Annotated in this window: 22 protein-coding genes; 18 read left to right on the forward strand and 4 right to left on the reverse strand. The window is 73.0% G+C overall.

Annotated elements, in window-relative coordinates; all coding sequences use genetic code 11:
• Nucleotides 1-39: 39 nt before the first annotated feature.
• Nucleotides 40-1,446 carry an MFS transporter gene (locus DFJ69_RS25460; RefSeq protein ID WP_116024930.1) on the reverse strand — a complete coding sequence of 469 codons (1,407 nt, stop codon included), beginning with the start codon at nt 1,444-1,446 and terminating at the stop codon, nt 40-42.
• Nucleotides 1,447-1,705: 259 nt separating this feature from the next.
• On the opposite strand from DFJ69_RS25460, the gene DFJ69_RS34475 reads away from it, so the two are divergent.
• The 4 genes from DFJ69_RS34475 to DFJ69_RS25480 all read left to right on the forward strand — a co-directional run bounded on the left by DFJ69_RS34475 (nt 1,706) and on the right by DFJ69_RS25480 (nt 6,188).
• Nucleotides 1,706-2,164: an SRPBCC family protein gene (locus tag DFJ69_RS34475; RefSeq protein ID WP_170177776.1), complete on the forward strand. Its 459-nt coding sequence runs from the start codon at nt 1,706-1,708 to the stop codon at nt 2,162-2,164.
• A gap of 43 nt (nt 2,165-2,207) precedes the next feature.
• Nucleotides 2,208-3,827 (forward strand): FAD-binding oxidoreductase, encoded by a 1,620-nt coding sequence (locus DFJ69_RS25470; RefSeq protein WP_116024931.1) that lies wholly within the window; start codon nt 2,208-2,210, stop codon nt 3,825-3,827.
• A 2-nt stretch (nt 3,828-3,829) separates the two neighbouring features.
• On the forward strand, nt 3,830-5,542 hold the full coding sequence (locus DFJ69_RS25475; RefSeq protein ID WP_245974570.1) for an FAD-binding oxidoreductase: 1,713 nt from the start codon (nt 3,830-3,832) through the stop codon (nt 5,540-5,542).
• A gap of 64 nt (nt 5,543-5,606) precedes the next feature.
• Complete coding sequence (locus DFJ69_RS25480; RefSeq protein WP_116024932.1) at nt 5,607-6,188, forward strand: TetR/AcrR family transcriptional regulator; 582 nt, start codon at nt 5,607-5,609, stop codon at nt 6,186-6,188.
• A 13-nt stretch (nt 6,189-6,201) separates the two neighbouring features.
• Here the strand turns inward: DFJ69_RS25480 and DFJ69_RS25485 are convergent, their stop codons facing one another.
• Entirely contained in the window at nt 6,202-7,515 is a 1,314-nt protein-coding gene (locus DFJ69_RS25485; protein WP_425453381.1) for an IS701 family transposase, read from the reverse strand.
• Between the two features lie 429 nt (nt 7,516-7,944).
• On the opposite strand from DFJ69_RS25485, the gene DFJ69_RS25490 reads away from it, so the two are divergent.
• The 6 genes from DFJ69_RS25490 (at nt 7,945) to aroQ (ending at nt 12,692) form a co-directional block, all read left to right on the forward strand.
• Nucleotides 7,945-8,658 (forward strand): SseB family protein, encoded by a 714-nt coding sequence (locus DFJ69_RS25490; RefSeq protein WP_116024933.1) that lies wholly within the window; start codon nt 7,945-7,947, stop codon nt 8,656-8,658.
• Nucleotides 8,659-8,668: 10 nt separating this feature from the next.
• Entirely contained in the window at nt 8,669-9,277 is a 609-nt protein-coding gene (locus DFJ69_RS25495; RefSeq protein WP_116026909.1) for a prepilin peptidase, read from the forward strand.
• 194 nt (nt 9,278-9,471) lie between these two features.
• Nucleotides 9,472-10,650: a chorismate synthase gene (gene aroC / locus DFJ69_RS25500; RefSeq protein WP_116024934.1), complete on the forward strand. Its 1,179-nt coding sequence runs from the start codon at nt 9,472-9,474 to the stop codon at nt 10,648-10,650.
• A 7-nt stretch (nt 10,651-10,657) separates the two neighbouring features.
• Nucleotides 10,658-11,173, forward strand: coding sequence for a shikimate kinase (locus DFJ69_RS25505; protein ID WP_116024935.1), 516 nt, complete (start codon nt 10,658-10,660; stop codon nt 11,171-11,173).
• On the forward strand, nt 11,170-12,246 hold the full coding sequence (gene aroB, locus DFJ69_RS25510; protein ID WP_116024936.1) for a 3-dehydroquinate synthase: 1,077 nt from the start codon (nt 11,170-11,172) through the stop codon (nt 12,244-12,246). Before DFJ69_RS25505 ends, aroB begins: the two co-directional genes overlap by 4 nt.
• Nucleotides 12,243-12,692, forward strand: coding sequence for a type II 3-dehydroquinate dehydratase (aroQ, locus tag DFJ69_RS25515; protein ID WP_116024937.1), 450 nt, complete (start codon nt 12,243-12,245; stop codon nt 12,690-12,692). The genes aroB and aroQ overlap by 4 nt, the downstream gene beginning before the upstream one ends.
• A 92-nt stretch (nt 12,693-12,784) precedes the next feature.
• Here aroQ and DFJ69_RS25520 read toward each other — a convergent pair whose 3' ends face one another.
• Nucleotides 12,785-13,360: a TetR/AcrR family transcriptional regulator gene (locus tag DFJ69_RS25520; protein WP_116024938.1), complete on the reverse strand. Its 576-nt coding sequence runs from the start codon at nt 13,358-13,360 to the stop codon at nt 12,785-12,787.
• A 148-nt stretch (nt 13,361-13,508) separates the two neighbouring features.
• Between DFJ69_RS25520 and DFJ69_RS25525 the strand changes: the two genes are divergently transcribed.
• On the forward strand, nt 13,509-14,177 hold the full coding sequence (locus DFJ69_RS25525) for an enoyl-CoA hydratase/isomerase family protein (protein WP_116024939.1): 669 nt from the start codon (nt 13,509-13,511) through the stop codon (nt 14,175-14,177).
• A 30-nt stretch (nt 14,178-14,207) separates the two neighbouring features.
• Nucleotides 14,208-15,254, forward strand: coding sequence for an LLM class F420-dependent oxidoreductase (locus DFJ69_RS25530; protein ID WP_116024940.1), 1,047 nt, complete (start codon nt 14,208-14,210; stop codon nt 15,252-15,254).
• 21 nt (nt 15,255-15,275) lie between these two features.
• On the opposite strand, the gene DFJ69_RS25535 is transcribed toward DFJ69_RS25530, so the two are convergent.
• Nucleotides 15,276-16,751 (reverse strand): flavin monoamine oxidase family protein, encoded by a 1,476-nt coding sequence (locus tag DFJ69_RS25535; RefSeq protein ID WP_211328736.1) that lies wholly within the window; start codon nt 16,749-16,751, stop codon nt 15,276-15,278.
• A gap of 165 nt (nt 16,752-16,916) precedes the next feature.
• Here DFJ69_RS25535 and DFJ69_RS25540 point away from each other — a divergent pair, with 165 nt between their 5' ends.
• From DFJ69_RS25540 to DFJ69_RS25565, 6 genes are all read left to right on the forward strand, one after another.
• Nucleotides 16,917-18,020: a M24 family metallopeptidase gene (locus tag DFJ69_RS25540; RefSeq protein ID WP_116024941.1), complete on the forward strand. Its 1,104-nt coding sequence runs from the start codon at nt 16,917-16,919 to the stop codon at nt 18,018-18,020.
• A 48-nt stretch (nt 18,021-18,068) separates the two neighbouring features.
• Entirely contained in the window at nt 18,069-18,626 is a 558-nt protein-coding gene (gene efp, locus DFJ69_RS25545) for an elongation factor P (protein WP_116026911.1), read from the forward strand.
• Nucleotides 18,626-19,042 (forward strand): transcription antitermination factor NusB, encoded by a 417-nt coding sequence (nusB, locus tag DFJ69_RS25550; protein WP_116024942.1) that lies wholly within the window; start codon nt 18,626-18,628, stop codon nt 19,040-19,042. Before efp ends, nusB begins: the two co-directional genes overlap by 1 nt.
• 23 nt (nt 19,043-19,065) lie before the next feature.
• Nucleotides 19,066-19,845: a methyltransferase domain-containing protein gene (locus DFJ69_RS25555; protein ID WP_116024943.1), complete on the forward strand. Its 780-nt coding sequence runs from the start codon at nt 19,066-19,068 to the stop codon at nt 19,843-19,845.
• A 9-nt stretch (nt 19,846-19,854) separates the two neighbouring features.
• Nucleotides 19,855-21,123: a DNA polymerase IV gene (locus DFJ69_RS25560; protein WP_116024944.1), complete on the forward strand. Its 1,269-nt coding sequence runs from the start codon at nt 19,855-19,857 to the stop codon at nt 21,121-21,123.
• A gap of 147 nt (nt 21,124-21,270) precedes the next feature.
• Nucleotides 21,271-21,675, forward strand: a complete 405-nt coding sequence (locus DFJ69_RS25565) for a DUF3040 domain-containing protein (protein WP_116024945.1) — start codon at nt 21,271-21,273, stop codon at nt 21,673-21,675.
• Nucleotides 21,676-21,971 lie beyond the last annotated feature (296 nt).

Consider the following 21,971-nt stretch of genomic DNA (forward strand, 5'->3'; position numbering starts at 1 on the left):
GTCGGGCGGCGGGCCGCGGCGCGTGCCGTCGGCCCGTTCTCAAGCGCGCCCGGCGGTCTTCTCGGCCCTCGCCGCGCGCTGCAGCAGGACGAGTCCGGCGGCGACGGCCAGCGCGACGGCCGCCGTGCCGAAGGCGAAGCCGTAGCCGCCCGCGTCCGCCGCGGCCCCGCCGCCGTGACCGGCGGCGTGCGAGACGGCGAGCGGCACGAGGACGGCCAGGCCCACCGGGGGCCCGATCTCCATGGCCGTGTTCACGACCCCTCCCACCAGGCCGGCCTCCTCGGGCACGGTGCTCTCCACGGCCCAGACGGTCGCCCCGGAGAAGGTGAGGCCCGCGCCGACCGGGAAGAGCGTGATGCCGACCGCGAGCAGTCCCCAGTACGACGAGTCCGCGTCGAGCCCGCTCAGCAGCCCCATGCCGGCCGCCCCCAGCCCCAGCCCCGCGGCCGTCAGGACGCCGGGCCCGAACCGGCGCGCGGCCCATCCGCCGGCCGCCGCGGTGAACAGCACCGCGAAGACGGGCGGGAGGAAGGCCGCGGAGGTGCGCAGCGGTGAGTAGTCCAGCGTCTTCTGGAAGTAGATCGCCAGGATGAAGAAGTACGACGCCATGGCGGCGGCCGTCAGTCCGATGGCGAGCAGCGCCGCCGCCCTGCGGGGCGAGGCCAGCAGCGCCGGCGGCACCAGCGGCCGGGACGACCGGGCCTGGGTCAGCGCGAACAGGGCCAGCACCAGGACGCCGACCCCGATCCACACCGGGTCGGTCTCGCCCAGCCCGAAGATGAGCGCGGTCAGACCCGCGGTGATGAGGAGGGCGCCCGGCACGTCGAGTCGTCCGGGCCGGCGCGGGGGACCGGCCGGCAACAGCGGCGCGCACAGGACGATCACCAAGGAGACGACGGCCGGCGCGACGAACACCCAGCGCCACTGCCCCCAGGACAGGATCACCCCGGACAGGATGTTGCCGGAGCCCGCGCCCAGACTGGCCAGCACCCCCCAGACCGCCAGCGCCCGGGTGCGCCGCGCCGCGTTCGGATAGACGGAGTTGAGCAGCGCCATCGCGGCGGGGGCGGCGAGCGCCGCGCCCACGCCCTGCGCGAAACGGGCGGCCACCAGGACCCAGAGCGTGGTGGCGGCCGCGGCGGCGAGTGAGGCGACGCCGAACACGACCACCCCGGTGACGAACACCGCCCGGTGGCCGAGCAGGTCGGCGAGCCGACCGCCCAAGACCAGCAGCCCTCCGAACGACAGGCTGTAGGCGGAGGTGGCGAAGACCAGGTCCGTGTCGGTCAGGCCCAGATCTCGCTGGATCACCGGCAGGGCCACCGTGATCACGGTGATGGTCGCGATCAGGGTGACCTGGACCGCGCCCAGGAGCGCGAAGGACGGCCCGGGCCGCAGCCGGGATGGGGCCGTGTCGGGCGAGATGTCCACAGGGACGGAACCCATAGTTGAACGCTCATTCCACTATAGCGGGCGACGTGCTGCATATGCCCCTGTAGTTGCGGTGATCGGAAGCTACCACAAGCTTGAACGCTCAGTCCAGATTGGGCGACGGCAGAGAAACGGAACCCGGCGGGCGGCGCACCGGCGGTCCCCCAAGGCTGCACCGTCGCGAGGCGCAGGAGATCGCACGTTCATGCGATGTCCCGGCGCCGCGCGCCGACCAGAATCCGGGCTGTCCCACGGATCAGGAAGGCACCGTCACATGGCCACCTTTAGCTGGACGCTCCCCGTCGCCGTCCCGGGCGAAGACCCGGCCACGCCGGACGCCGACCAGGTCTGGGAGGGGTTGGTCCACAAGGCGGAGAACCCCGGTCCGTACGTGCCTGCGGTGACGGCCTGCCGGGTCCTGGAACGCTACGACGACGGGTTCCTCCGCGAGATCACCGTCCGCGACGCCGATCGGGTGCGGGAGCGGGTGACCTTCGAGGACCACGAGCGCGTGGTCTTCCGGCCGGTCGACGACCCCTGCATCGAACAGATCGTCAACGAGCTCGGCAGGGACGAGACGGGCGCGCCCACGCTGACCCTGCGCGTCACCCTCACCCCGGCCGGGGTCGAGAAGGCCGAGCGGACCCGCTACTTCCTGCACGAGACCCAGCGCTACTTCTCGGACGCGCTGCGGTTCATCGTCGCCGGCCTCGTCCAGCGCCAGGCGCGCTGACCGCCGCGCCCGCCCCCGGAACCTGAAAGAGGAGCACACCACGATGCCAGGGCACTCACGTCGCGCGTTCTTCAGAGACGTCGCGCTGATAGGTGGCGCGACGGCCCTCCTGCCCGCCGTCACCGAGCGGACGAGCGCCTCCGCCGCCGTCGCGGCCGGCGAGGCCGGGTCCACCGTCGTCACCATCAGGCCGGGGGATCGCCGCTACCCCGACCTGACCTGGGGCAGCAACCAGCGTTGGGTGGGCACCCCGGACAACGTGGAGCTGGTCGGCACGTCGGCCCACGTCCTGACCGCCGTCCAGCAGGCCGTCAACGGAGGCAAGGGCTTCGCGGTGCGCAGCGGCGGCCACTGCTACGAGGACTTCGTCGCCAACGACCGCGTCCGCACGGTCATCGACCTGGCCGGCCTGAACGCGATCGGGTACGACGAGACCCGCAGGGTGTTCCACGTCGAGCCCGGAGCCCGCCTCGGCGACGTGTACCGGACCCTGTACCGCGAGTGGGGCGTCACCCTGCCCGGCGGCAGTTGCCCGACCGTGGGCGTCGGCGGGCACGTGGCCGGCGGCGGATACGGCCCCCTGTCCCGCAGGCACGGCCTCATCGTCGACCACCTGTGGGGCGTGGAACTGGTCGTCGTCGACTCGGCCGGCAGGGCGTCGAAGGTGGTCGCCACCCGGGAGATCGGAGACCCCAACCGCGGCCTGTGGTGGGCGCACACCGGTGGCGGCGGAGGCGGCTTCGGCGTGGTCACCCGCTACCTGTTCCGCTCGCCGAACGTCACGGGCACCGCCCCCGCCGACCAACTGCCCAAGCCGCCGTCCGAGGTCATCATCTCGAACGTCAGTTGGTCCTGGAGCGACATGACCGAGGTCGCGTTCACCCGCCTGCTGCGCAACTTCGGCCGGTGGTACGAGGCCAACAGCTCGCCCGACTCGCCGTACGCCGCGCTCTTCAGCCAGCTCAAGCCGCAGCACCGGTCGGCCGGCTCGTTCTCCATGACGACGCAGATCGACGCGGCCGCACCCAACGCCGCCGCGCTGCTGGACTCCTATCTGGCCGCCGTCAACGAGGGCACCGGCGTCGAGTTCCGGGTGGACGACCGCCGTAAGATCTCCTGGCTGCACGCGGTCACCCAGTGGCCGGGCTTCACCGGCACGGACACCACCACGCGCTTCAAGGGCAAGTCGGCGTACATGCGGCGCGGGTTCACCGACGCCAACCTGAGGGCGTTCTGGCGGCACATGACGCGCACCGACTACGCGCACCCCGCGTCCCTCGTCATGATCACCGCCTATGGCGGCAGGACGAACGCCGTCGCGGCGGCGGACACGGCGGTCCCGCAGCGCGACTCGATCCTCAAGCTCCACTACGTGAGCTTCTGGACCGATCCCGCCGAGGACGCCGCCCATCTGAACTGGGTCCGCTCCCTCTACCAGGACGTGTACGCGGCCTCCGGCGGCGTGCCCGCCCCCAACGCGGACACCGACGGCTGCTTCATCAACTACGCCGACGCGGACCTCGCCGACCCCCGGCTCAACGCCTCGGGCATCCCGTGGCACGAGCTGTACTTCAAGTCCGGCTACCGGCGGCTGCAGACGGTCAAGGCCCAGTGGGACCCGAAGAACCTCTTCCACCACTCGTTGTCGATCAAGGCGGTGTGAGCATGGCCTCCAACACTCCCTCTCCCGACGACCGCGCCGGGGACCCCCCGGCCGGCTGGTCGCGCCGACGCCTGATGGCGGGCGCGGCCGTCCTGGCCGGGGCCTCCGTCCCGGCCGTGGCCTCCGCGAGGACGGCGGCGGGCGCCGTCGAGACCGTGGAGACGGCGCCGTTCCCGCCCGTCTCCGTCCGTTCCGGCGACGCCCGCTACCCCGATCTCGTGCGCGGCATGAACCAGCGGTGGACGGCCCGACCCGAGAGCGTGCAGCTCGTCGCCTCCACCGAACAGGTGCGCGCCGCGGTGCAGCAGGCGGTCGACGCCGGCAAGCGCCTCACCGTGCGCGGCGGCGGCCACTGCTACGAGGACTTCGTCTTCAACGACGCCGTCGAGACGGTGATCGACCTCTCCGAGATGACCGCGGTGCGTTTCGACGAGCAGCGCGGGGCCTTCGAGGTCCAGGCCGGCGCCACGCTCACCGACGTCTACGAGCGCCTCTACAAGGCGTACGGAGTCGTCGTCCCGGGCGGGGTGTGCTACTCGGTCGGCGTGGGCGGACACGTCAGCGGCGGCGGCTGGGGCATGCTCTGCCGTCGGAACGGCCTGATCGTGGATCACCTGTACGCCGTCGAGGTGGTCGTCGTGGACGCCCGGCGTCAGGCCCGCGCGGTGATCGCCACCCGCGAGTCGAGTGATCCCAACCGCGAGCTGTGGTGGGCCCACACCGGAGGCGGCGGGGGCAACTTCGGCGTGGTGACGCGGTACTGGTTCCGGTCCCCGGGGGCGACCGGCACGACGCCCGGCTCACTGCTGCCCCGGCCGCCGGCCGAGGTCCTGCTCAGCGCCGTCTCCTGGCCGTGGGAGGACATGACGGAGCAGGCCGTCACCCGCCTGGTGCGCAACTACGGCGCATGGCACGAGTCCCACGCGACGGCCGGCGGCCCCTACGACGGGCTGGTCGCCAATCTGAGCCTGAACCATCGTTCCAACGGCCAGATCGGCCTGCTGACCCAGATGGACGCGACGGTCCCGGACGCGCAGGGCCTGCTGGACGCCTTCTTGCGGGCCGTCTCCGACGGCGTGGGCGTGCCCCACGGCGCGGTGACCAAGGCGATGGGGGAGTTCGGGCCGATGCCGGAGTTCGCCACGCCGCAACGGCTGCCCTGGCTCCAGGCCACCCGCTACCTGGGCGTCACCAACTCGATCCTGGTCGATCCGACCCTGCGCGGCGACTACAAGTCGGCCTACCTGCGCCGCAACATCCCCGAGCAGCAGATCGCCACGATGTACCGTCACCTGACCCGCACCGACTTCGCCAACCCCAACGCCATGGTGCTGCTCAGCTCCTACGGGGCGGCCGTCAACTCCGTGTCGCGGACCGCCACCGCCTCCGTCCACCGAGACTCGGCGTTCAAGTTGCTCTACCAGACGTACTGGCACTCGGCGGGCGAGGACGCCGCCAACCTCGCCTGGCTGCGCGGCATCTACGAGGACGTGTACGCCGCGACCGGAGGCGTGCCGGTGTCCGACCAGAACACCGACGGCTGCTACGTCAACTACCCCGACATCGACCTGAACGACCCGCTGCGCAACCGGTCGGGCGTGCCCTGGAGCACGCTCTACTACGGCGAGAACTACCCGCGCCTGCAGCGCGTGAAGGCCGCCTGGGACCCGGCCGACGTCTTCCGGCACGGCCAGTCCGTCCGACTGCCGCGCTGAGTGAACCCGGCCACCCGGAAAGCCATTCTGGATTGCTCGGTCTGTTTGTTGTTAGCCTCGAGACATGGCCAGGACCAAGGAGTTCGACCCCGACGCGGTGCTCCAGCGCGCGATGGACCTGTTCTGGGAGCGGGGCTACGAGGCGACCTCGATGGCCGACCTCGTCGAGCACCTGGGCATCGGCCGGGCCAGTCTGTACGGCACCTTCGGCAGCAAGCACGACCTCTATCTGGCCGCCATGCGGCGGTACCTGCAGGGGAGCGAGGCGGGTTTCGTCACCGCGCTCGCCCAGCCGGGCCCGGCGCTGCCGGCCGTGCGCGCCTTCGTGGAGAGCTGGGTCACCGAGGCCCTGACCGACTCCAAGCGCCGGGGTTGCCTGGTGGTGAACGCGGCGGTGGAGCTGTCCCCGCGCGATCCCGAGGTGGCCCGCCAGGTGGACGTGAGCTGGAGCGTCGTGGAGACGGCGCTGGTCGGCTCCCTGATCAGGGCCCAGGCTCAGGGCGAGCTGGCCGCCGACAGGACCCCGCAGGAGATCGCCCGCTTCCTCCTCGTGGTGATGCAGGGGATGCGGGTGATCGCGCGGGCGGCGCCGGAGGCCGGGCGCCTGCAGGACGCCGCCCGGCTCGCGCTGGCCGTGCTGGACTGACCGTTCTCGCGGCTCAGCGGAGCACCTCCTCGGGTGCTCCGTGGCCGCGCGCCCTTCCGGGGAGCAGGGCCTCCAGCCAACCCGGGGTCGTCCAGGCGATCTGCAGGTCGTCGCCGTGCGGCTCGACGGCCTGATCGCGCGCGGCGGACAGTGTCACGATGCCCTGCGCCACGGCGCTGAGCGTGGCGTGCCGGTGCCAGCCCCCGAAGGAGCGGCCCTCGAAGTCCATCACGCCGAGCTTGGTGCTGATCTCGGCGAAGTCCTCGTCGACGCGTTCGGTGAGGCGGCCCAGCCGCACGATGTGCGCGGACGACGCATCGGTCATGTTCGACAGCCACAGCTCCCGCACCCTGCGTTCCCCCGGGCGGGGGGCGCCGACCAGTCGCAGCAGGGCGGCCCCGGAGCCGGGCGGCGGCACGACGTCGGTGACGGAGAACGGCGCGGCCCGGCCGACCGGACCGATGCGTCCCACCCATCCGACCTGAGGCCCGCCCCGGTCGGTGCTCTCGGCCAGGTGCTGCGCCGTCATCCACCGGCCCGCCCGCCCGCGGGAGGCGGCGCTCCATCGGGTCAGCCGCGTGGCGCCGCCGATCCGCAGCACGAAGGAGACCTTCGCGGCCAACAGGTGCCGCACCAGCGCCTCCACGTCCTCATCGCGGGCGTCGGTGATCACCGGACGGGGCCGCAGCCCCCACGCCCGCGTCAGTTCGAGCGCGACCGCCGCCGCGGGCGGGACGCCCCCGTCGTCGCCGCCGGAGGCATCCCGGATCTCCGCGCGTCGCCTGCGCTCGGCGTCGGTGAGCCACTCCTCCGACAGCAGCAACCGCCAGTTGACCGGCGCGCTCTGCGTCTCGCCGGCCAACCAGACCCCGTACGAGCGTTGGCAGTTGACCACGCGCCCGAGTTGCGGAACGAAGGATTCGGTCACCCCGACGGTGTGCTCTCCGGCCTTGAGGACCACCATCGGCCGCACCACCCATGCCAGCGGATCGAGCGCCCGATCGAGATCCGCGGCCAGCGCCCTGCGCACCATGACCCAATCCCACGGCGACTTGCTGATGAAGTGGTGCAATCTCTGCTCGGCGGCGCCGCCCCCCGCGATCGACGCGATCGAGCGCATCGACTTGCGGCCGGTGAGCGACAGCAGCCCGGAAATGTACAGTTCGCCGCTCTCCCGCTGGTCGCGGCGCGGCAACGACATCAGCATCCGCCGGCTGTACTCGGTGACGAAGTCGTCGGCGACCTCTCTCCAAACGATCTCGTGTGTTCGATGAGAACGGTGTGCGTCCACGACTGAACCCCTCCGCCAGGCTCCGGATCCAGTCACCCCACCGTGCTGGATCAGGAGTCCCCTCGTGCTCCAAGGCGGGCTCTAGTTGAACACACGTTTCTGATTTTGACCATGGTCGTCCACCTCACACAATGTCTTCATGGCGACTGCCAACCTCGTGCAAGTTCGGAGGCCATTCGCCGTCCTGTCTCGACATATCCGCTGGTCAAAACGATGCATTCACACGTCGCAGCGCGGGCCCCGAGTCCGTGGGGGACTGGAGGTGTTCATGATCGACGCATGCGAAGAGTGACAAACACGTTCGTTTTCAAACCGACCATTCTCTTTCGGGACCGTTTCCCCCGTCGCCGCCGCCATTATCGATCCGCCGTGACGGGGACACATCCGCATAAGAACGGAGAGCGCCCGAACGTCGACCCTCCGTGGTCGACGAGCGCGTGGACGAGGACGTATACGCTCTCTGGCGTGGCCGGACCGACCCTTGTGCAACCGCAGTTCCCCGACGACGACGGCAGCGCCGATCCCGCGTTGAGGGACGCGCTGGCCGCCCACGCCCGGGGGCACGCGGGCGAGTACGCCGTGCTGGAGCGGCTCGCGGTCGCCCGGCTCCTCGTTCCCATCGTCGCCGTCCTCACCGAGGAGGAGGCGGTGGCCCCCGGAGAGCTGCGCCGGGAGAAGGAGAGCGACATGGCGCTGCCCACCCTCCTCGGCGAGGACGGGCGGCGCGGGGTCCTGGGGTTCACCTCGATGGACGCCCTGCGGCGCTGGCGCGAGGACGCCCGACCGGTCCCCGTCCACACCCGTGACGCGTGCCGGTCGGCGCTCGACGAGGGGGCGCACGCCCTGGTCGTCGACGTGGCCGGGCCCGTCCCGTTCGCCGTGGACGGGCTGCGGCTGCACCTGCTGGCCGAGGGCCGTGCCGTGCCGCCCCCGCACGAGGACCCGGACGTGCTCGCCGCGATCGAGGCCGCGTTCGGCGGCGAGGAGGGTGTGCGGGGGGTGCGCGTCGGCCGGGGCGAGGCGGCGGAGCTGGCGATCCGCTGCGGGCTGGCGCCCGGCCACGACGAGCGGGCCATCCTCCGGCGCGTCTCCGACCGGCTGGCCGAACTGCTGCGCGGCCGCATCGTCGGCGGCGTCGAGCTGACCGTCGCCCGTGCCGCGCCCGGGCGGCCCGAGTAGGGTGACCGGCGTGGACGCCCCCTCCGTCTCCTCCGACGACGCGGCGGAGGCGCGCCGGGCGACCCGCGACTGGCTCGCGCCGGTCGCCCGCCGGCCCCTCCCCGTCACGATCGCCGCCGCGGCGGTCGTGGCGCTGCTGGCCTGGCGGATCGGGCCCCGCCCCGACCTGGCCGCGTTCGTCCTCCTCGGCGTCGTGGCGGTCCTGCTGGCGGTCATCGACGCCGAGCTCAAACGCCTCCCCGACCCGCTGACCCTGCCGTCCTATCCGGCGGGCGTCGCGCTGCTGGGCCTGGCCGCGCCGTTCACCGAGGACGGCGGCGCCCGTCTCCTGCACGCGCTGCTCGGCATGGCCGCCCTCTGGCTGCTGTACGCGGTCCAGTGGTTCCTCGTGCCCGGTCAGCTCGGCTTCGGCGACGTCAAGCTGGCCGGCGTCCTGGGCCTGTACCTGGGGTGGCTCGGCCCCGCCGCGGCCCTCACCGGCGTCCTGGCCATCCACGTGACCGGCGGCCTGTACGCGCTGGGCCTCCTGATCACCCGCCGCGCCGGCCTCCGGACCCAGATCCCGTTCGGCCCCTTCATGCTCCTGGGGACCCTGATCGCCGTCCTGGTCCACGCCTGAGCGACGATCTCTGGCCGCCTCCGGCCAGGGGTCCGGGAGGCGTTCGGGCGCCCGGACGGGCCGCCGTCGGCCGTGGCCGTGGAGGCCGCGTCGCGTTCAGGCGGCCGGGTCCGACGCCCCGTCGGCGGACCGGCGGCGTCTCAGGAGGCGGACTCGGCGCGCGGCCACGCCCTGGGACTCAATAGGATCGGGGCATGCTGCGCTGGTTGACCGCTGGTGAATCCCATGGACCGGCCCTCGTCGCGATCGTCGAGGGGATGCCGGCCGGTGTGCAGGTGACCTCGGGCGACATCGCCGAGGCTCTCCGCCGCCGGCGGCTCGGACACGGGCGGGGCGCCCGGATGAAGTTCGAGCAGGACCGGGTCACGATCACCGGGGGGATCCGGCACGGCCGGACCCAGGGCGGTCCGGTGGCCGTCGAGGTCGGCAACACCGAGTGGCCCAAATGGGAGACGGTGATGTCGGCCGACCCCGTGGACCCCCAGACCCTCGCGGCCCAGGCGCGGAACGCCCCGCTGACCCGGCCGCGGCCCGGTCACGCCGACCTGGCCGGGATGCAGAAGTACGGCTTCGACGACGCCCGCCCGGTGCTGGAGCGGGCCAGCGCCCGCGAGACCGCCGCCCGGGTGGCGCTCGGCGAGGTCGCCAAGGCGTTCCTGCGGCAGTCGGTGGGTGTCGAGGTGCTCAGCCACGTGGTGGGGCTCGGCGAGGTGTCCGCCCCCGCCGGGCTGCAGCCGGGCCCGGCCGACCTGGCCGCGATCGACGACGATCCGGTCCGCTGCTTCGACGCCGAGACGAGCGCCGAGATGGTGGCCCACATCGACGAGCTGCGCAAGGCCGGCGACACCATCGGCGGCGTGGTCGAGGTGCTCGCCTACGGGCTGCCGCCGGGTCTGGGCAGCCACGTCCACTGGGACCGCAGGCTCGATTCCCGGCTGGCCGGCGCGCTGATGGGCGTTCAGGCCATCAAGGGCGTGGAGGTCGGCGACGGCTTCGAGACCGCCCGCCGTCCCGGCTCCAAGGCCCACGACGAGATCGAGGACGGCCCCGAGGGCCTGCGCCGCCGCACCAACCGGGCCGGGGGCGTCGAGGGCGGCATGACCACCGGCGACGTGCTGCGGGTGCGGGCGGCGATGAAGCCGATCTCCACCGTCCCCAAGGCCCTGGACACCGTCGACGTCGCCACCCGCGAGCCCGCCAAGGCCATCAACCAGCGCAGCGACGTGACCGCGGTGCCCGCCGCCGGGGTGGTCGCCGAGGCGATGGTGGCGCTGGTGCTGGCGGACGCCGTGCTGGAGAAGTTCGGCGGCGACTCGGTCGAGGAGACCGCGCGCAACGCCCAGGGCTACCTGTCCTCGCTCACCATCAAGTAGGGGCGTCATGAGCAGACCGAGGGTCGTGCTGATCGGCCCGCCCGGGTCGGGCAAGACCACGATCGGAGAGGCGCTGGCCGAGCGGCTGGGCGTGGCGTTCCGGGACACGGACGCCGACGTGGAGGCCGCCGCCGCCAAGCCGATCGGCGAGATCTTCATCGACGACGGCGAGGAGCGCTTCCGGGCCCTCGAACGGGCCGCGGTGTCCGCCGCGCTGGCCGAGCACGAGGGCGTCCTGGCGTTGGGCGGCGGGGCCGTCCTGGCCGCCGAGACGCAGGACCTGCTGGCCGGGCACACGGTCGTCTACCTCCAGGTGGGCCTGTCGGACGCGGTCAAGCGCGTGGGCCTGGCCTCGGCCCGGCCGCTGCTGGTGCTGAACCCGCGCAGTCGACTGCGCAAGCTGATGGAGGAGCGGTTGCCGATCTACGAGCGCCTGGCGGGCGTGACCGTGGCCACCGACGGGCGTGACCCGGAGGACATCGTGGCCGAGGTGTTCGCGTCGCTGCCGGAGGCCGCGCAGTGACCGCCACCCGCATCGGCGTCCGCGGCGCCGACCCGTACGAGGTCGTCGTGGGCGCGGGGGTGCTCGGCGAGCTGCCGGGGCTGCTCGGCGACCGGGTCCGCACCGTCGCCGTGATCGGCAACGCCGCCCTGCCGGAGATCACCCGTCCGCTGTGCACGGTGCTGGAGCAGGCCGGGTACACGGTCCATCCGCTGCCGGTGCCCGAGGGCGAGGCCGCCAAGGAGGTCGGGGTGCTGGCGGGCCTGTGGTCGGAGTTCGCCCGGCTCGGCGTGACCCGTTCGGACGCGGTCGTCGGCGTCGGCGGCGGCGCCACCACCGACCTGGCCGGGTTCGCCGCCGCGTCCTGGCTGCGGGGCGTGCGGTCGGTGCTGGTGCCGACCACGCTGCTGGGCATGGTCGACGCGGCCGTCGGCGGCAAGACGGGCATCAACGTCCCCGAGGGCAAGAACCTCGTGGGGGCCTTCCACCCCCCGGCGGGCGTGCTGTGCGACCTGTCGACCCTGATCTCCATGCCGCACCAGGACTACATCAGCGGCCTCGCCGAGGTGATCAAAGCCGGCTTCATCGCCGACCCGGCGATCCTCGACCTGGTGGAGGACGACCCCGAGGGCGCCGCCGCGCCGTCCGGTCCGCACACCCGCGAGCTGGTCGAACGCGCGGTGCGGGTGAAGGCCGACGTGGTCTCCGCCGACCTGCGGGAGAGCGGTCTCCGGGAGATCCTCAACTACGGGCACACGCTGGCCCACGCCATCGAGAAGGCCGAGGACTACCGGTTCCGGCACGGCCACGCGGTCGCCATCGGGATGGTCTACGCCGCCGAGCTGGGCCGCCTCACCGGCCGACTGTCCGCGGACGTCGTCGAGCGGCACCGTTCCGTGCTGCGTTCGGTGGGGCTGCCGACCTCGTACCCGGCCGACGCCTGGCCGGCGCTGCGCGACGCCATGCGCGTCGACAAGAAGGCGCGCGGCGCGACGCTGCGGTTCGTCGTCCTGGACGGCCTCGCTGAGCCCGGTCGCCTCGAGGGCCCCGACGAGGAGCTGCTCGCCGCCGCCTACCGGGAGGTCGCGCAGTGAGGACCGTGCTGGTCCTCAACGGGCCCAACCTGCGGCGTCTCGGCACCCGGGAGCCCGACGTGTACGGGGCCGAGACGTTCGACGACCTGGCCGCGCTGTGCCGGGAGACCGGGCGCGGGCTCGGCCTGGACGTCGAGGTGCGGCAGACCGACGACGAGGCCGAGATGGTGGGCTGGGTCCACGAGGCCGCCGACGGCCGCGTCCCCGTCGTCCTCAACCCGGCGGCGTTCACGCACTACTCGTACGCGCTGCGGGACGCCCTCGCGCAGCGCACCGCGCCGCTGATCGAGGTGCACATCTCCAATCCCGCCGCCCGCGAGGAGTTCCGGCACACCACGGTGGTCGCCGGGGTCGCCACGGGCACGATCGCGGGTTTCGGCCTGCGGTCGTACGTGCTGGCGCTGCACGCCGTCGCCGGGCTGCTGGCGGACGAGGACGGCGCCTGAGCGCCCTCGCGCGCGAACGGCGCAGGACGGCGGACGGGGCCGGACGACCGTCCGCCTGAGCGCCCTCGCGCGGGGGAACGGCACGACGCCGGTCAGCCCTCTTCGACGGCGGACCGGGCGAGCTTCTTGAGCTCGGCGACGACCTCGTCCAGCGGACCCACGTCGCGGTGGGCGCGGCACAGGATGGTCGCCCCCTCCACGGCGGCGACGATCAGCCGGGCCAGGCCGGCGGCGCGGTCGTCGGGCACGCCGGCGTTGCCGAGGCCGGTGGCGAGGGTGTCCTGCCAGCGGGCGAACACGGCGGCGGCCGCGTCGGCGAGTTGCGGGGCCTCGTCGTGGGACTCCACGGTGACCGCCACGACCGGGCAGCCGGCCCGGAACTCGCTCTTGATCAGCACCGTGCGCCACCAGCCCATGAAGGCGTCCACCGCGGCGCCCGGGTCGCCGCCCTCGACGGCGGCCTCGATCCCGGAGTTGAGGAACTCCCCGGCGTAGCGCACCGCCTCGGTCGCCAACTGCACCTTTCCGCCGGGGAAGTGGTGGTAGATCGACCCGCGCGGCGCCCCGCTGTGCGCGATCACGTCGCGGAAGCCCGTGCCGCTGTAGCCGCGCTCCCGGAAGAGGAAGGCGGCGCTGCGGACCATCCGTTCGCGACTGTCGGTTGCCATGGACCCGATTATGACATTCATCATATGAAGTCGAGGTTGACTATGATGAGTGTCATAGGGGTGGATGGCGTAGCGGACGCCGACGGTGTCCCACCTTGTTACTCATGGGTAGGGTCAAGTCGACCGACGAGCGAGGGAGAGACCCGGCGTGATCGAACTGCAGCGCGAGGGAGACGTGTTCGTCCTGCGCCTCGACGAGGGCGAGAACCGTTTCAGCCCCGCCTTCCTGGACCGGGTGCTCGACGCGCTCGACACCGCGGAGAAGGCCGAGGGCCCCAGGGCGCTGGTCACCGTCGGCGTCGGCAAGTTCTACTCCAACGGCCTGGACCTCGAGTGGCTCGGCGCCCATCAGGACCGCCTTGAGGAGTACCTGGGTCGGGTCCACGAGATGTACGCCCGGCTGCTGAGCCTCCCGATGCCCACCGTCGCCGCCGTCAACGGTCACGCCTTCGCCGGCGGCGCCATGCTCACGCTGGCGCACGACCTCTCCGTCATGCGCACCGGCCGCGGGTACTTCTGCCTGCCCGAGGTCGACCTCGGCATGCCGTTCTCACCGGGGATGAGCGCGCTGATCCAGTCGCGGCTGCCCAGGGCCACGGCGCACGAGGCGATGCTCACCGGCCGCCGGTACCCGGCCGAGGAGGCCCTCGCGGCCGGGATCGTCGCCCGCGCCGTGCCCGAGGAGGAGGTCCTCCCGACGGCCGTGGCCCTGGCCGCCGGGCTGGCGGGCAAGGACGGCGGCACGGTCGCCAAGATCCGCACCGGAATGTACGCGCCCGCGCTGGCCGCCCTGCGCGGCCCCGCGTTCGGCGTCTGAGCCACGTCAATCCACAACCGGGAGGTGCCCATGCGCATCGGGATGCCACTCAGCTACTCCGGAGAGTTCAAGGAGACCGTCGAGGGCCTGGCCGACTATGAGAAGGCCGGCCTCGACATCGTGTTCGTCGCCGAGGCCTACACCTTCGACGCCGTCAGCCAACTCGGCTACATCGCGGCCAAGACCGACCGCCTGGAGATCGCCTCGGGCATCCTGCCCGTCTACACCCGCACGCCGAGCCTGCTGGCGATGACCGCCGCCGGGCTGGACTACGTCTCCGACGGGCGCTTCACGCTCGGCCTGGGCGCCTCGGGCCCGCAGGTCATCGAGGGCTTCCACGGAGTGCCCTACAAGGCCCCGCTGGGCCGTACCCGCGAGATCATCGAGATCTGCCGCCAGGTCTGGAAGCGCGAGCGCGTCCAGTACGAGGGCAAGCACTACACCCTGCCGCTGCCCGCCGACCAGGGCACCGGGCTGGGCAAGCCGCTCAAGCTCATCAACCACCCCGTACGGGACCGCATCCCGGTGCACATCGCCGCCATCGGCCCCAAGAACGTCGAGCTGGCCGCCGAGGTCGCCGAGGGCTGGCAGCCGATCTTCTACCTGCCGGAGAAGGCCGGCGACGTCTGGGGCGACGCGCTGGCGGCGGGCCGGGCCAAGCGCGACGAGGCGCTGGGCCCCCTCGACGTCGTCGGCCAGGCCGCCCTGGCCATCGGCGACGACGTGGAGGGCTGGCTGGAGTTCGGCCGTCCGATGGTGGCGCTGTACGTCGGCGGCATGGGGGCCAAGGGCAAGAACTTCTACAACGACCTCTGCCGCCGCTACGGCTGGGAGAAGGAGGCCGAGGAGATCCAGGACCTCTACCTGGCCGGCAAGAAGGACGAGGCCGCCGCCAAGGTGCCCTACGAGCTGCTGCGCGACATGTCGCTCATCGGCCCGGAGTCCCACGTCCGCGAGCGCCTGGCCGCCATGAAGGAGTCCGGGATCACCACCCTCAACGTGACCCCGGTCGCCGGCGACCACAAGGCCCGTCTGGCGCTGATCGAGAAGGTCAAGGAGATGGCCGCCGAGGTGTGACGGCGTCGGTCGGCGGGGCCCTCACAGGGCCCTGCCGACCTCCTCGGCCACCCGTTCGCCGGAGCGCACCGCGCCGTCCATGTAGCCCGTCCAGTGCCCGGCGGTCTCCGTGCCCGCCCAGTGGATCGGCCCGCACGGCTCCCGCAGCGCGGACCCGAAGTCCGTCAGCACCCCCGGCGGGGCGTAGCCGACCGGACCGCCGCCGCTCCAGACCTCGGTGTCCCACCGCTGGGCCGCGAAGTGCGTCGGCGCGGCCGCCCTGGCCCCGAAGTAGCGCACGAAGCTCTCCAACGCCTCCGCCCGCACCCGTTCGGGCGGGGCCGCGTCGAGCCCGCGCGCGTACGAGCCGCTGATGAACCCCATGAGGATCCCCGGCGTCCCGGACGGCGGGCTGTTGTCGAACGTCACGTCCACCGGCCCGCTGTCGCTGAGCACCTGACCGGTCAGTCCGTCCTCCCGCCAGAACGGCGTGGGGTAGACGGCCACCACCTTGGTGACCGAGCCCATCGGGTACCGCTGCGTGAGCTGCATCCGTCGGGCCGGCAGCGCGGGGGAGTGGTCGATGCGCCCGGCGAGCGCCGGGGGCACCGCCACCACGGCCCGCCGCGCCGTCACCGTGATCCCGTCCGCCGTCACCTGGACGCCCGCGCCGTCGACGGCGATCCGCCGCACCGGGGCGTTCAGCCGGACCCGGTCGCCCAGCGCCGCCGCCAGCCGGATCGGGATCTCCTGCGAGCCGTCCACGAAGCGGGTCTCCTGGGCGCCGCCCTTGGTGTCGATCAGCCGCTCCACCGTGCCCGGCGTGCTCTCGTTGCCCGCCGAGGCGATGTAGTTGAGCATGTAGAGCATCGACACCTCGCGCGACGGGATCGACATCGTCGCGTGGATGAGGGCGCCGAGCAGGAAGCGCGCGCTCGGGGTGAACGAGTTGCGGTGCGCCCAGCCCTCGAAGCTGTCGGCGTCCAGCTCCCGGGCCTGCGCGTGCCTCCAGGGCTCGCCGACGGGAAAGTCCCTCGCCATGGCGTTGAGCCTGGTCATCGCCAGCTTCAGCTCGACCACGCCGATGTCCGGCGGCACCGCGCCCAGGAACCCGTCCGTGGCGTAGAGGGTCCGCCTGCCGTTGCGCCAGTAGACGTTCTTGCCGGTGTTGTACGTCGGGAACGTCCGCACGCCCAGCTCGGCGGCCAGCGCCGCGATCCGGTCCTGGGTCGGGCCGATGAACTCCGCGCCGCCCTCGCTGGTCGAGCCGTTCCCCAGGGGCAGCCCGTACACCCGTCCGCCGACGCGGTCGCGGGCCTCCAGCACGATCACCGAAACGCCCCGGGCGACCAGTCGCCGGGCGGCCACCAGACCGGCCAGCCCGGCGCCCACGATCGCGACGTCCGCCTGCGCGGCGGTCGTGGCGGCGGCGGGTCGGGCGGCGCCGGCCGCGGACGCCGCCGCGCCCGCGGCGGTCAGGACTCCGGTGCCCAACAGACGGCGGCGGGTCACGCTCACGGGGACGTCCTTCCGCAGGGATCCCACGGAACGGCGGGGACCGATGGGACCGAGGGGGCGCAGCGGGGATCAAGGTAGGGCAGCGGCATCCCGCCGATCAAGGCTAAGCAGAGGATCGTTCACATTTTGTGGGGCTCCGGGCCCCGACGGGTAGAGTCCCCGGCCATGGCGGACGAGCACCCCGAGCACCCCGAGCACCGCGAACGCCGGACGCGCCTGGCCGCGCTGGTCGCCGCGGCCGACGCGGACGCCGCGCTGATCACCCGGCTGGTCAACGTGCGCTACCTGACCGGCCTGGCCGCCTCCAACGCGGCGCTGCTGATCCGCGCCGACGGTGTCGCCGTGCTGGCCACCGACGCCCGGTACGCGGGCACCGCACGGGTCGCCGCCCCGGACCTCGAACTCGTCGTCGACCGGGCCACCGCGCGCGTCCTCGTCGAGCGGGCCGCCGCCTCGGGGGCGCGCCGACTGGCCTTCGAGGCCCACCACGTCACCGTCGAGCGGCACGCCGAGCTGGCCGCCGCCGCCGGCGGGCACGGCCCCGCCCTGGTGCCGCTCGGCCACGCGGTCGAGGAGCTGCGCAAGGTCAAGGACGAGGGCGAGATCGCGCTGCTGCGGCGGGCCTGCGCGATCACCGACGGGGCCTTCGACATCGTGCTGCCGACCCTGCGCCCCGGGATCACCGAACGCGAGATCGCCGTGGCCCTGGAACGGGCCATGGTCGACCTGGGCGCCGAGGGCCCCGCGTTCGCCTCGATCGTCGCCGCCGGGCCCGACGGGGCCGTCCCGCACCACCGTCCGGGCGACCGGCCCGTCGCCCTCGGTGACCTGCTCACCATGGACTTCGGGGCCCTGTACGGCGGCTACCACGCCGACATGACCCGCACCGTGGCGGTCGGTCGCGTCGCGGACTGGCAGCGCGAGGTGTACGACCTGGTCGCCGCCGCGCAGCGCGCCGGCGTCGAGGCCGCCCGGCCGGGGGCCGACACCAAGGACGTCGACGCCGCCGCCCGCGACCCGATCCGCGCCGCCGGCCACGGCGACGACTTCCCGCACGGGCTCGGGCACGGCGTCGGCCTGGAGATCCACGAGGCGCCGCTTCTCGGGTACGACAAGACCGGTAGACTGACGGATCGGGTTCCGATCACCGCCGAGCCGGGGGTGTACCTCGCGGGCCGGGGCGGAGTCCGCATCGAGGACACCCTGGTGGTCCGGGCGGACGGGCCCGAGATCCTCACCAAGACGACCAAGGACCTGCTCGTGGTGTGACCCGGCCGGGTGCGCACCGAGGGCGGGACCGCGACCGGGAGAAGCACCGTGGCCACCACGAACGACCTGAAGAACGGCATGACGCTGAACCTCGACGGCCAGCTCTGGACCGTACTGGAGTTCCAGCACGTCAAGCCCGGCAAGGGCGGCGCGTTCGTGCGCACCAAGCTCAAGAACGTGCTCTCGGGCAAGGTCGTCGACAAGACCTTCAACGCCGGCACCAAGGTCGACGTCGCCAACGTCGACAAGCGGGAGATGCAGTACCTGTACCGCGAGGGCGAGGACTTCGTCTTCATGGACACCGAGACCTACGATCAGCCGCACATCCCGGCCGCCACGGTCGGCACCTCCGCCGACTACCTGCTCCCCGAGCAGAACGCGGTGATCGCCTTCAACGACGGCACCCCCCTGTACGTCGAGCTGCCCGCCGCCGTGGTCCTGGAGATCACCCACACCGACCCGGGCCTGCAGGGCGACCGCTCCACCGGCGGCAGCAAGCCCGCCACCCTGGAGACCGGGGCCGAGATCCAGGTCCCGCTCTTCATCACCACCGGCGAGAAGGTCAAGGTCGACACCCGCTCCGGCGAATACCTCGGCCGCGGCTGATGTCCGCACGCACCAAGGCCCGCAAGCTGGCCCTGGACATCCTGTACGCGTCGGAGATGCGGGGCATGGAGCCCGGCGAGCTGCTCGCCCAGCGCGGCCGGCCCAACACCGACGAGCTGTCGGCCCGCGAGCACGCCGTCCGGCTGATCGAGGGCGTGCAGGAGCATCGCGAGCGGATCGACGAGCTGCTGGCCACCTACGCCACCGGCTGGACCCTGGACCGGATGCCCGCCGTCGACCGCAACCTGCTGCGCCTGGGCTCCTTCGAGCTGCTGTGGGTCGACGACGTCCCGGACGGGGTCGCCGTCAGCGAGGCGGTGGCGCTGGCCACCGAATTGTCCACCGACGAGTCCCCGAGGTTCGTCAACGGGCTGCTGTCGCGGCTGCAGGAGCTCAAACCGTCACTGGCCCTGTAGCGACCGGGACTAGGGTGGTCTCGATGACGGACACGACCGAGCGCCGGATGGGCGGGAACGCGACGATGCACACCCGGGGGACCGGGCGGGTGCGGACCGCCGTGGTGTGGGACGCGCTCCGCCGGACGGTGGACGAGCTGGCGGGGCCCGAGGGCCGCGCCCTGGACGTGATCGACGCGGGCGGCGGCACCGGCGGCTTCGCCGTGCCGCTCGCCGGGCTCGGGCACCGGGTGACGGTGGTCGACGCCAGCCCCGACGCGCTGGCCGCGCTGGAGCGCCGGGCCGCCGAGGCGGGGGTCGCCGTCGAGTCCGTCCAAGGCGACGCGGGCGAGCTGCTCGACCTGATCGGCCCCGCGCGCGCCGACCTGGTGCTGTGCCACAGCGTCCTGGAGTACGTGGACGACCCCGCCGCCGCGATGGCCGCCGTCGCCGGCGCCGTACGGCCCGGAGGGGCGGTCAGCGTGCTGGTCGCGGGTCGGGTCGCCGCCGCCCTGCACCGGGCCGTGGGCGGCCATTTCGACGACGCGCGCAGGGCGCTGGACGACCCCGCCGGGCGGTGGGGCGATCGGGACCCCGTCCCGCTGCGGTTCACCCGCCAGGCGCTGTCGGAGCTGGCCGTCGCGGCCGGGCTGCGCGTCACCGAGCTGCACGGTGTGCGGATCTTCGCCGACCTGGTCCCCGGCGGGGTGCTGGACGGCGACCCGGAGGCCGTGGAGTCGCTGATCGCGCTGGAGTCGGCGGCCGCCGTCCATCCGGTGCTGCGCGACCTGGCCACCCAGCTCCACCTGCTGGCACGCGGATAACCTCCCCGGGTGAGCAGGAAGCAGCAACTCCATCGGCCCGGTCCGCCGCCGGGTCCCCTCGCCGACGACACCGGCTGCGGCGTCCTGCACGTCGACATGGACGCGTTCTTCGTCAGCGTCGAGCTGCTGGAGCGTCCGGAGCTGCGGGGCCGTCCCGTGGTCGTCGGAGGGGCCGGCGGCCGGGGCGTGGTCGCCGCCGCCTCGTACGAGGCGCGCGCGTTCGGGGTCCACTCGGCGATGCCGATGACCCGGGCCCGCCGGCTGTGCCCGCGGGCGGTGGTCCTGCCGCCCCGCCACGAGCGCTACACCCGCGTCTCCGCCGCGGTGATGGAGATCTTCCGTTCGATCACCCCGCTGGTCGAGCCGCTGGCCCTGGACGAGGCGTTCCTGGACGTCTCCGGGGCCGAACGGCTGCTGGGCCGCCCCGCCGCGATCGGCCGGCTGATCCGCGAGCAGGTCGCCGAGCAGCAGGGCATCACCTGTTCGGTGGGGGTCGCCTCTACCAAGTTCGTCGCCAAGCTCGCCTCCACCCGCTGCAAGCCCGACGGGCTGCTGGTGGTGGCCGCCGACCGGGTGGAGGAGTTCCTGCACCCGCTCCCGGTGGCGTCCCTGTGGGGCGTGGGGGAGCGCACGGAGGAGCAGTTGCGCCGGCTGGGCCTGCGGACCGTCGGCGACCTCGCCCGCGTCCCGGTGGCCACGCTGCGCCGCGAGCTGGGCAACGCCGCGGGCGGGCACCTGCACGACCTGGCCTGGGGCCGCGACCCCCGGCCGGTGACCGCCTCCGTGCCCGACAAGAGCATCGGCGCCGAGGAGACGTTCGACCACGACATCGACGACCCGGAGCTGATCCGCCGCGAGCTGCTGCGGCTGTCGGAACGGGTCGGCGCGCGGCTGCGGACCGCCGGGCTCTCCGGCCGGACGATCAGCGTCAAGCTGCGGTCCGCCGACTTCACCACCCTGACCCGGGCCCGCACCCTGCGCGAGGCCACTGATCTTTCTCGTGTGATCTATATCACAGCATGTGAACTGTACGAGGCGGCCGGTCTGGATCGGGTACGACTGCGGTTGGTGGGTGTGCGCGTGGAGAACCTCGCCACCACCGGGCGTACCCCCCGTCAACTGGCCCTCGATGAGCCGGAAACCGGCTGGCGGGAGGCCGAACAGGCGATGGACAGGGTGACCCGCAGGTTCGGCCGGGGGGCGGTCCGCCCTGCGGCGCTCGTCGACCGTTCGGGCGACGACGGTGACATGTGTGACAACAGAGACTCCAGAGCATGAACGGGCCTCGTGTGACGGCTCGTGGGTGGCCTCCGGGTGGACGTTTCCTTTCGAACACTCGTGGGGCCTCGTATTGTGGGCATATCACCGTTGAGTTCTCCGTCCGTCGTCGGAATCCCCGAGACGGGGCTGTCGTTGGGAGGCGCCGTGCCGCTCTCTGAGCACGAGCAGCGTCTGCTCGACCAGATCGAGCGGGCGTTGTACGCCGAGGATCCGAAGTTCGCGCACGCCGTCCGGTCCAAGGATCCCCAGGTGCACTACAAGCGCCGGATCGTCAAGGCGGTCCTCGGCTTCGTGCTGGGGGTCGTGGTGCTGATGACGGGCCTCGTCATCAATGCCGGCACCACGACCATCGCGATCAGTGTCACCGGCTTCCTGCTCATGGTCGTCGCCTGCGTGTGGGGCCTGACCAGTTGGAAGCGGATGACCGGCGTGGGCAACGAACCCGATCCCGGCACCCGCTCGCGCCCGAACGGCGGCGGCCGCCGCTCCCGCACGGGCTTCATGGAGCGCTTCGAGGAGCGCTGGCGCCGCCGCACCGAGGGCGACTGACCCCCCGGTCGGCCCGCCCCCCGGCAGGCCGACCGGCCACCCTCCCCCCACCCCCGAGGCCCCGCCCGCAGGACCCACCGTCCCGCCCCGAGCCCCCGGCCCCCACCACGGACGCCCCCCAACGCGCCCGCCACCCCGACACGCCCCAACCCACCCCCAGCCGATCCCGCCCCCGCCCGACGCAGAACCCACCGCCCCGGCTCCCGTTCGCGGACGCCCTCCGGCGCGCCCGTGACCTCGACAGGTCCCCCTCCAGATTCGGTCGATCCCGCTCCCTCACGCCCGCAGGACCAAAC

It is taken from the genome of Thermomonospora umbrina, from assembly GCF_003386555.1.
Taxonomy (GTDB): domain Bacteria; phylum Actinomycetota; class Actinomycetes; order Streptosporangiales; family Streptosporangiaceae; genus Thermomonospora; species Thermomonospora umbrina.

Excerpts from the sequence above, each read along its gene's own strand:
- DFJ69_RS25475 (WP_245974570.1), top strand. The coding sequence starts at position 3,830 with ATGGCCTCCAACACTCCCTCTCCCGACGACCGCGCCGGGGACCCCCCG.
- DFJ69_RS25470 (WP_116024931.1), top strand. The coding sequence starts at position 2,208 with ATGCCAGGGCACTCACGTCGCGCGTTCTTCAGAGACGTCGCGCTGATA.
- DFJ69_RS25480 (WP_116024932.1), top strand. The coding sequence starts at position 5,607 with ATGGCCAGGACCAAGGAGTTCGACCCCGACGCGGTGCTCCAGCGCGCG.
- DFJ69_RS25555 (WP_116024943.1), top strand. The coding sequence starts at position 19,066 with ATGACGGACACGACCGAGCGCCGGATGGGCGGGAACGCGACGATGCAC.
- aroC (WP_116024934.1), top strand. The coding sequence starts at position 9,472 with ATGCTGCGCTGGTTGACCGCTGGTGAATCCCATGGACCGGCCCTCGTC.
- DFJ69_RS25505 (WP_116024935.1), top strand. The coding sequence starts at position 10,658 with ATGAGCAGACCGAGGGTCGTGCTGATCGGCCCGCCCGGGTCGGGCAAG.
- nusB (WP_116024942.1), top strand. The coding sequence starts at position 18,626 with ATGTCCGCACGCACCAAGGCCCGCAAGCTGGCCCTGGACATCCTGTAC.
- DFJ69_RS25460 (WP_116024930.1), bottom strand. The coding sequence starts at position 1,446 with ATGGGTTCCGTCCCTGTGGACATCTCGCCCGACACGGCCCCATCCCGG.
- DFJ69_RS25540 (WP_116024941.1), top strand. The coding sequence starts at position 16,917 with ATGGCGGACGAGCACCCCGAGCACCCCGAGCACCGCGAACGCCGGACG.
- DFJ69_RS25530 (WP_116024940.1), top strand. The coding sequence starts at position 14,208 with ATGCGCATCGGGATGCCACTCAGCTACTCCGGAGAGTTCAAGGAGACC.
- DFJ69_RS34475 (WP_170177776.1), top strand. The coding sequence starts at position 1,706 with ATGGCCACCTTTAGCTGGACGCTCCCCGTCGCCGTCCCGGGCGAAGAC.
- DFJ69_RS25520 (WP_116024938.1), bottom strand. The coding sequence starts at position 13,360 with ATGGCAACCGACAGTCGCGAACGGATGGTCCGCAGCGCCGCCTTCCTC.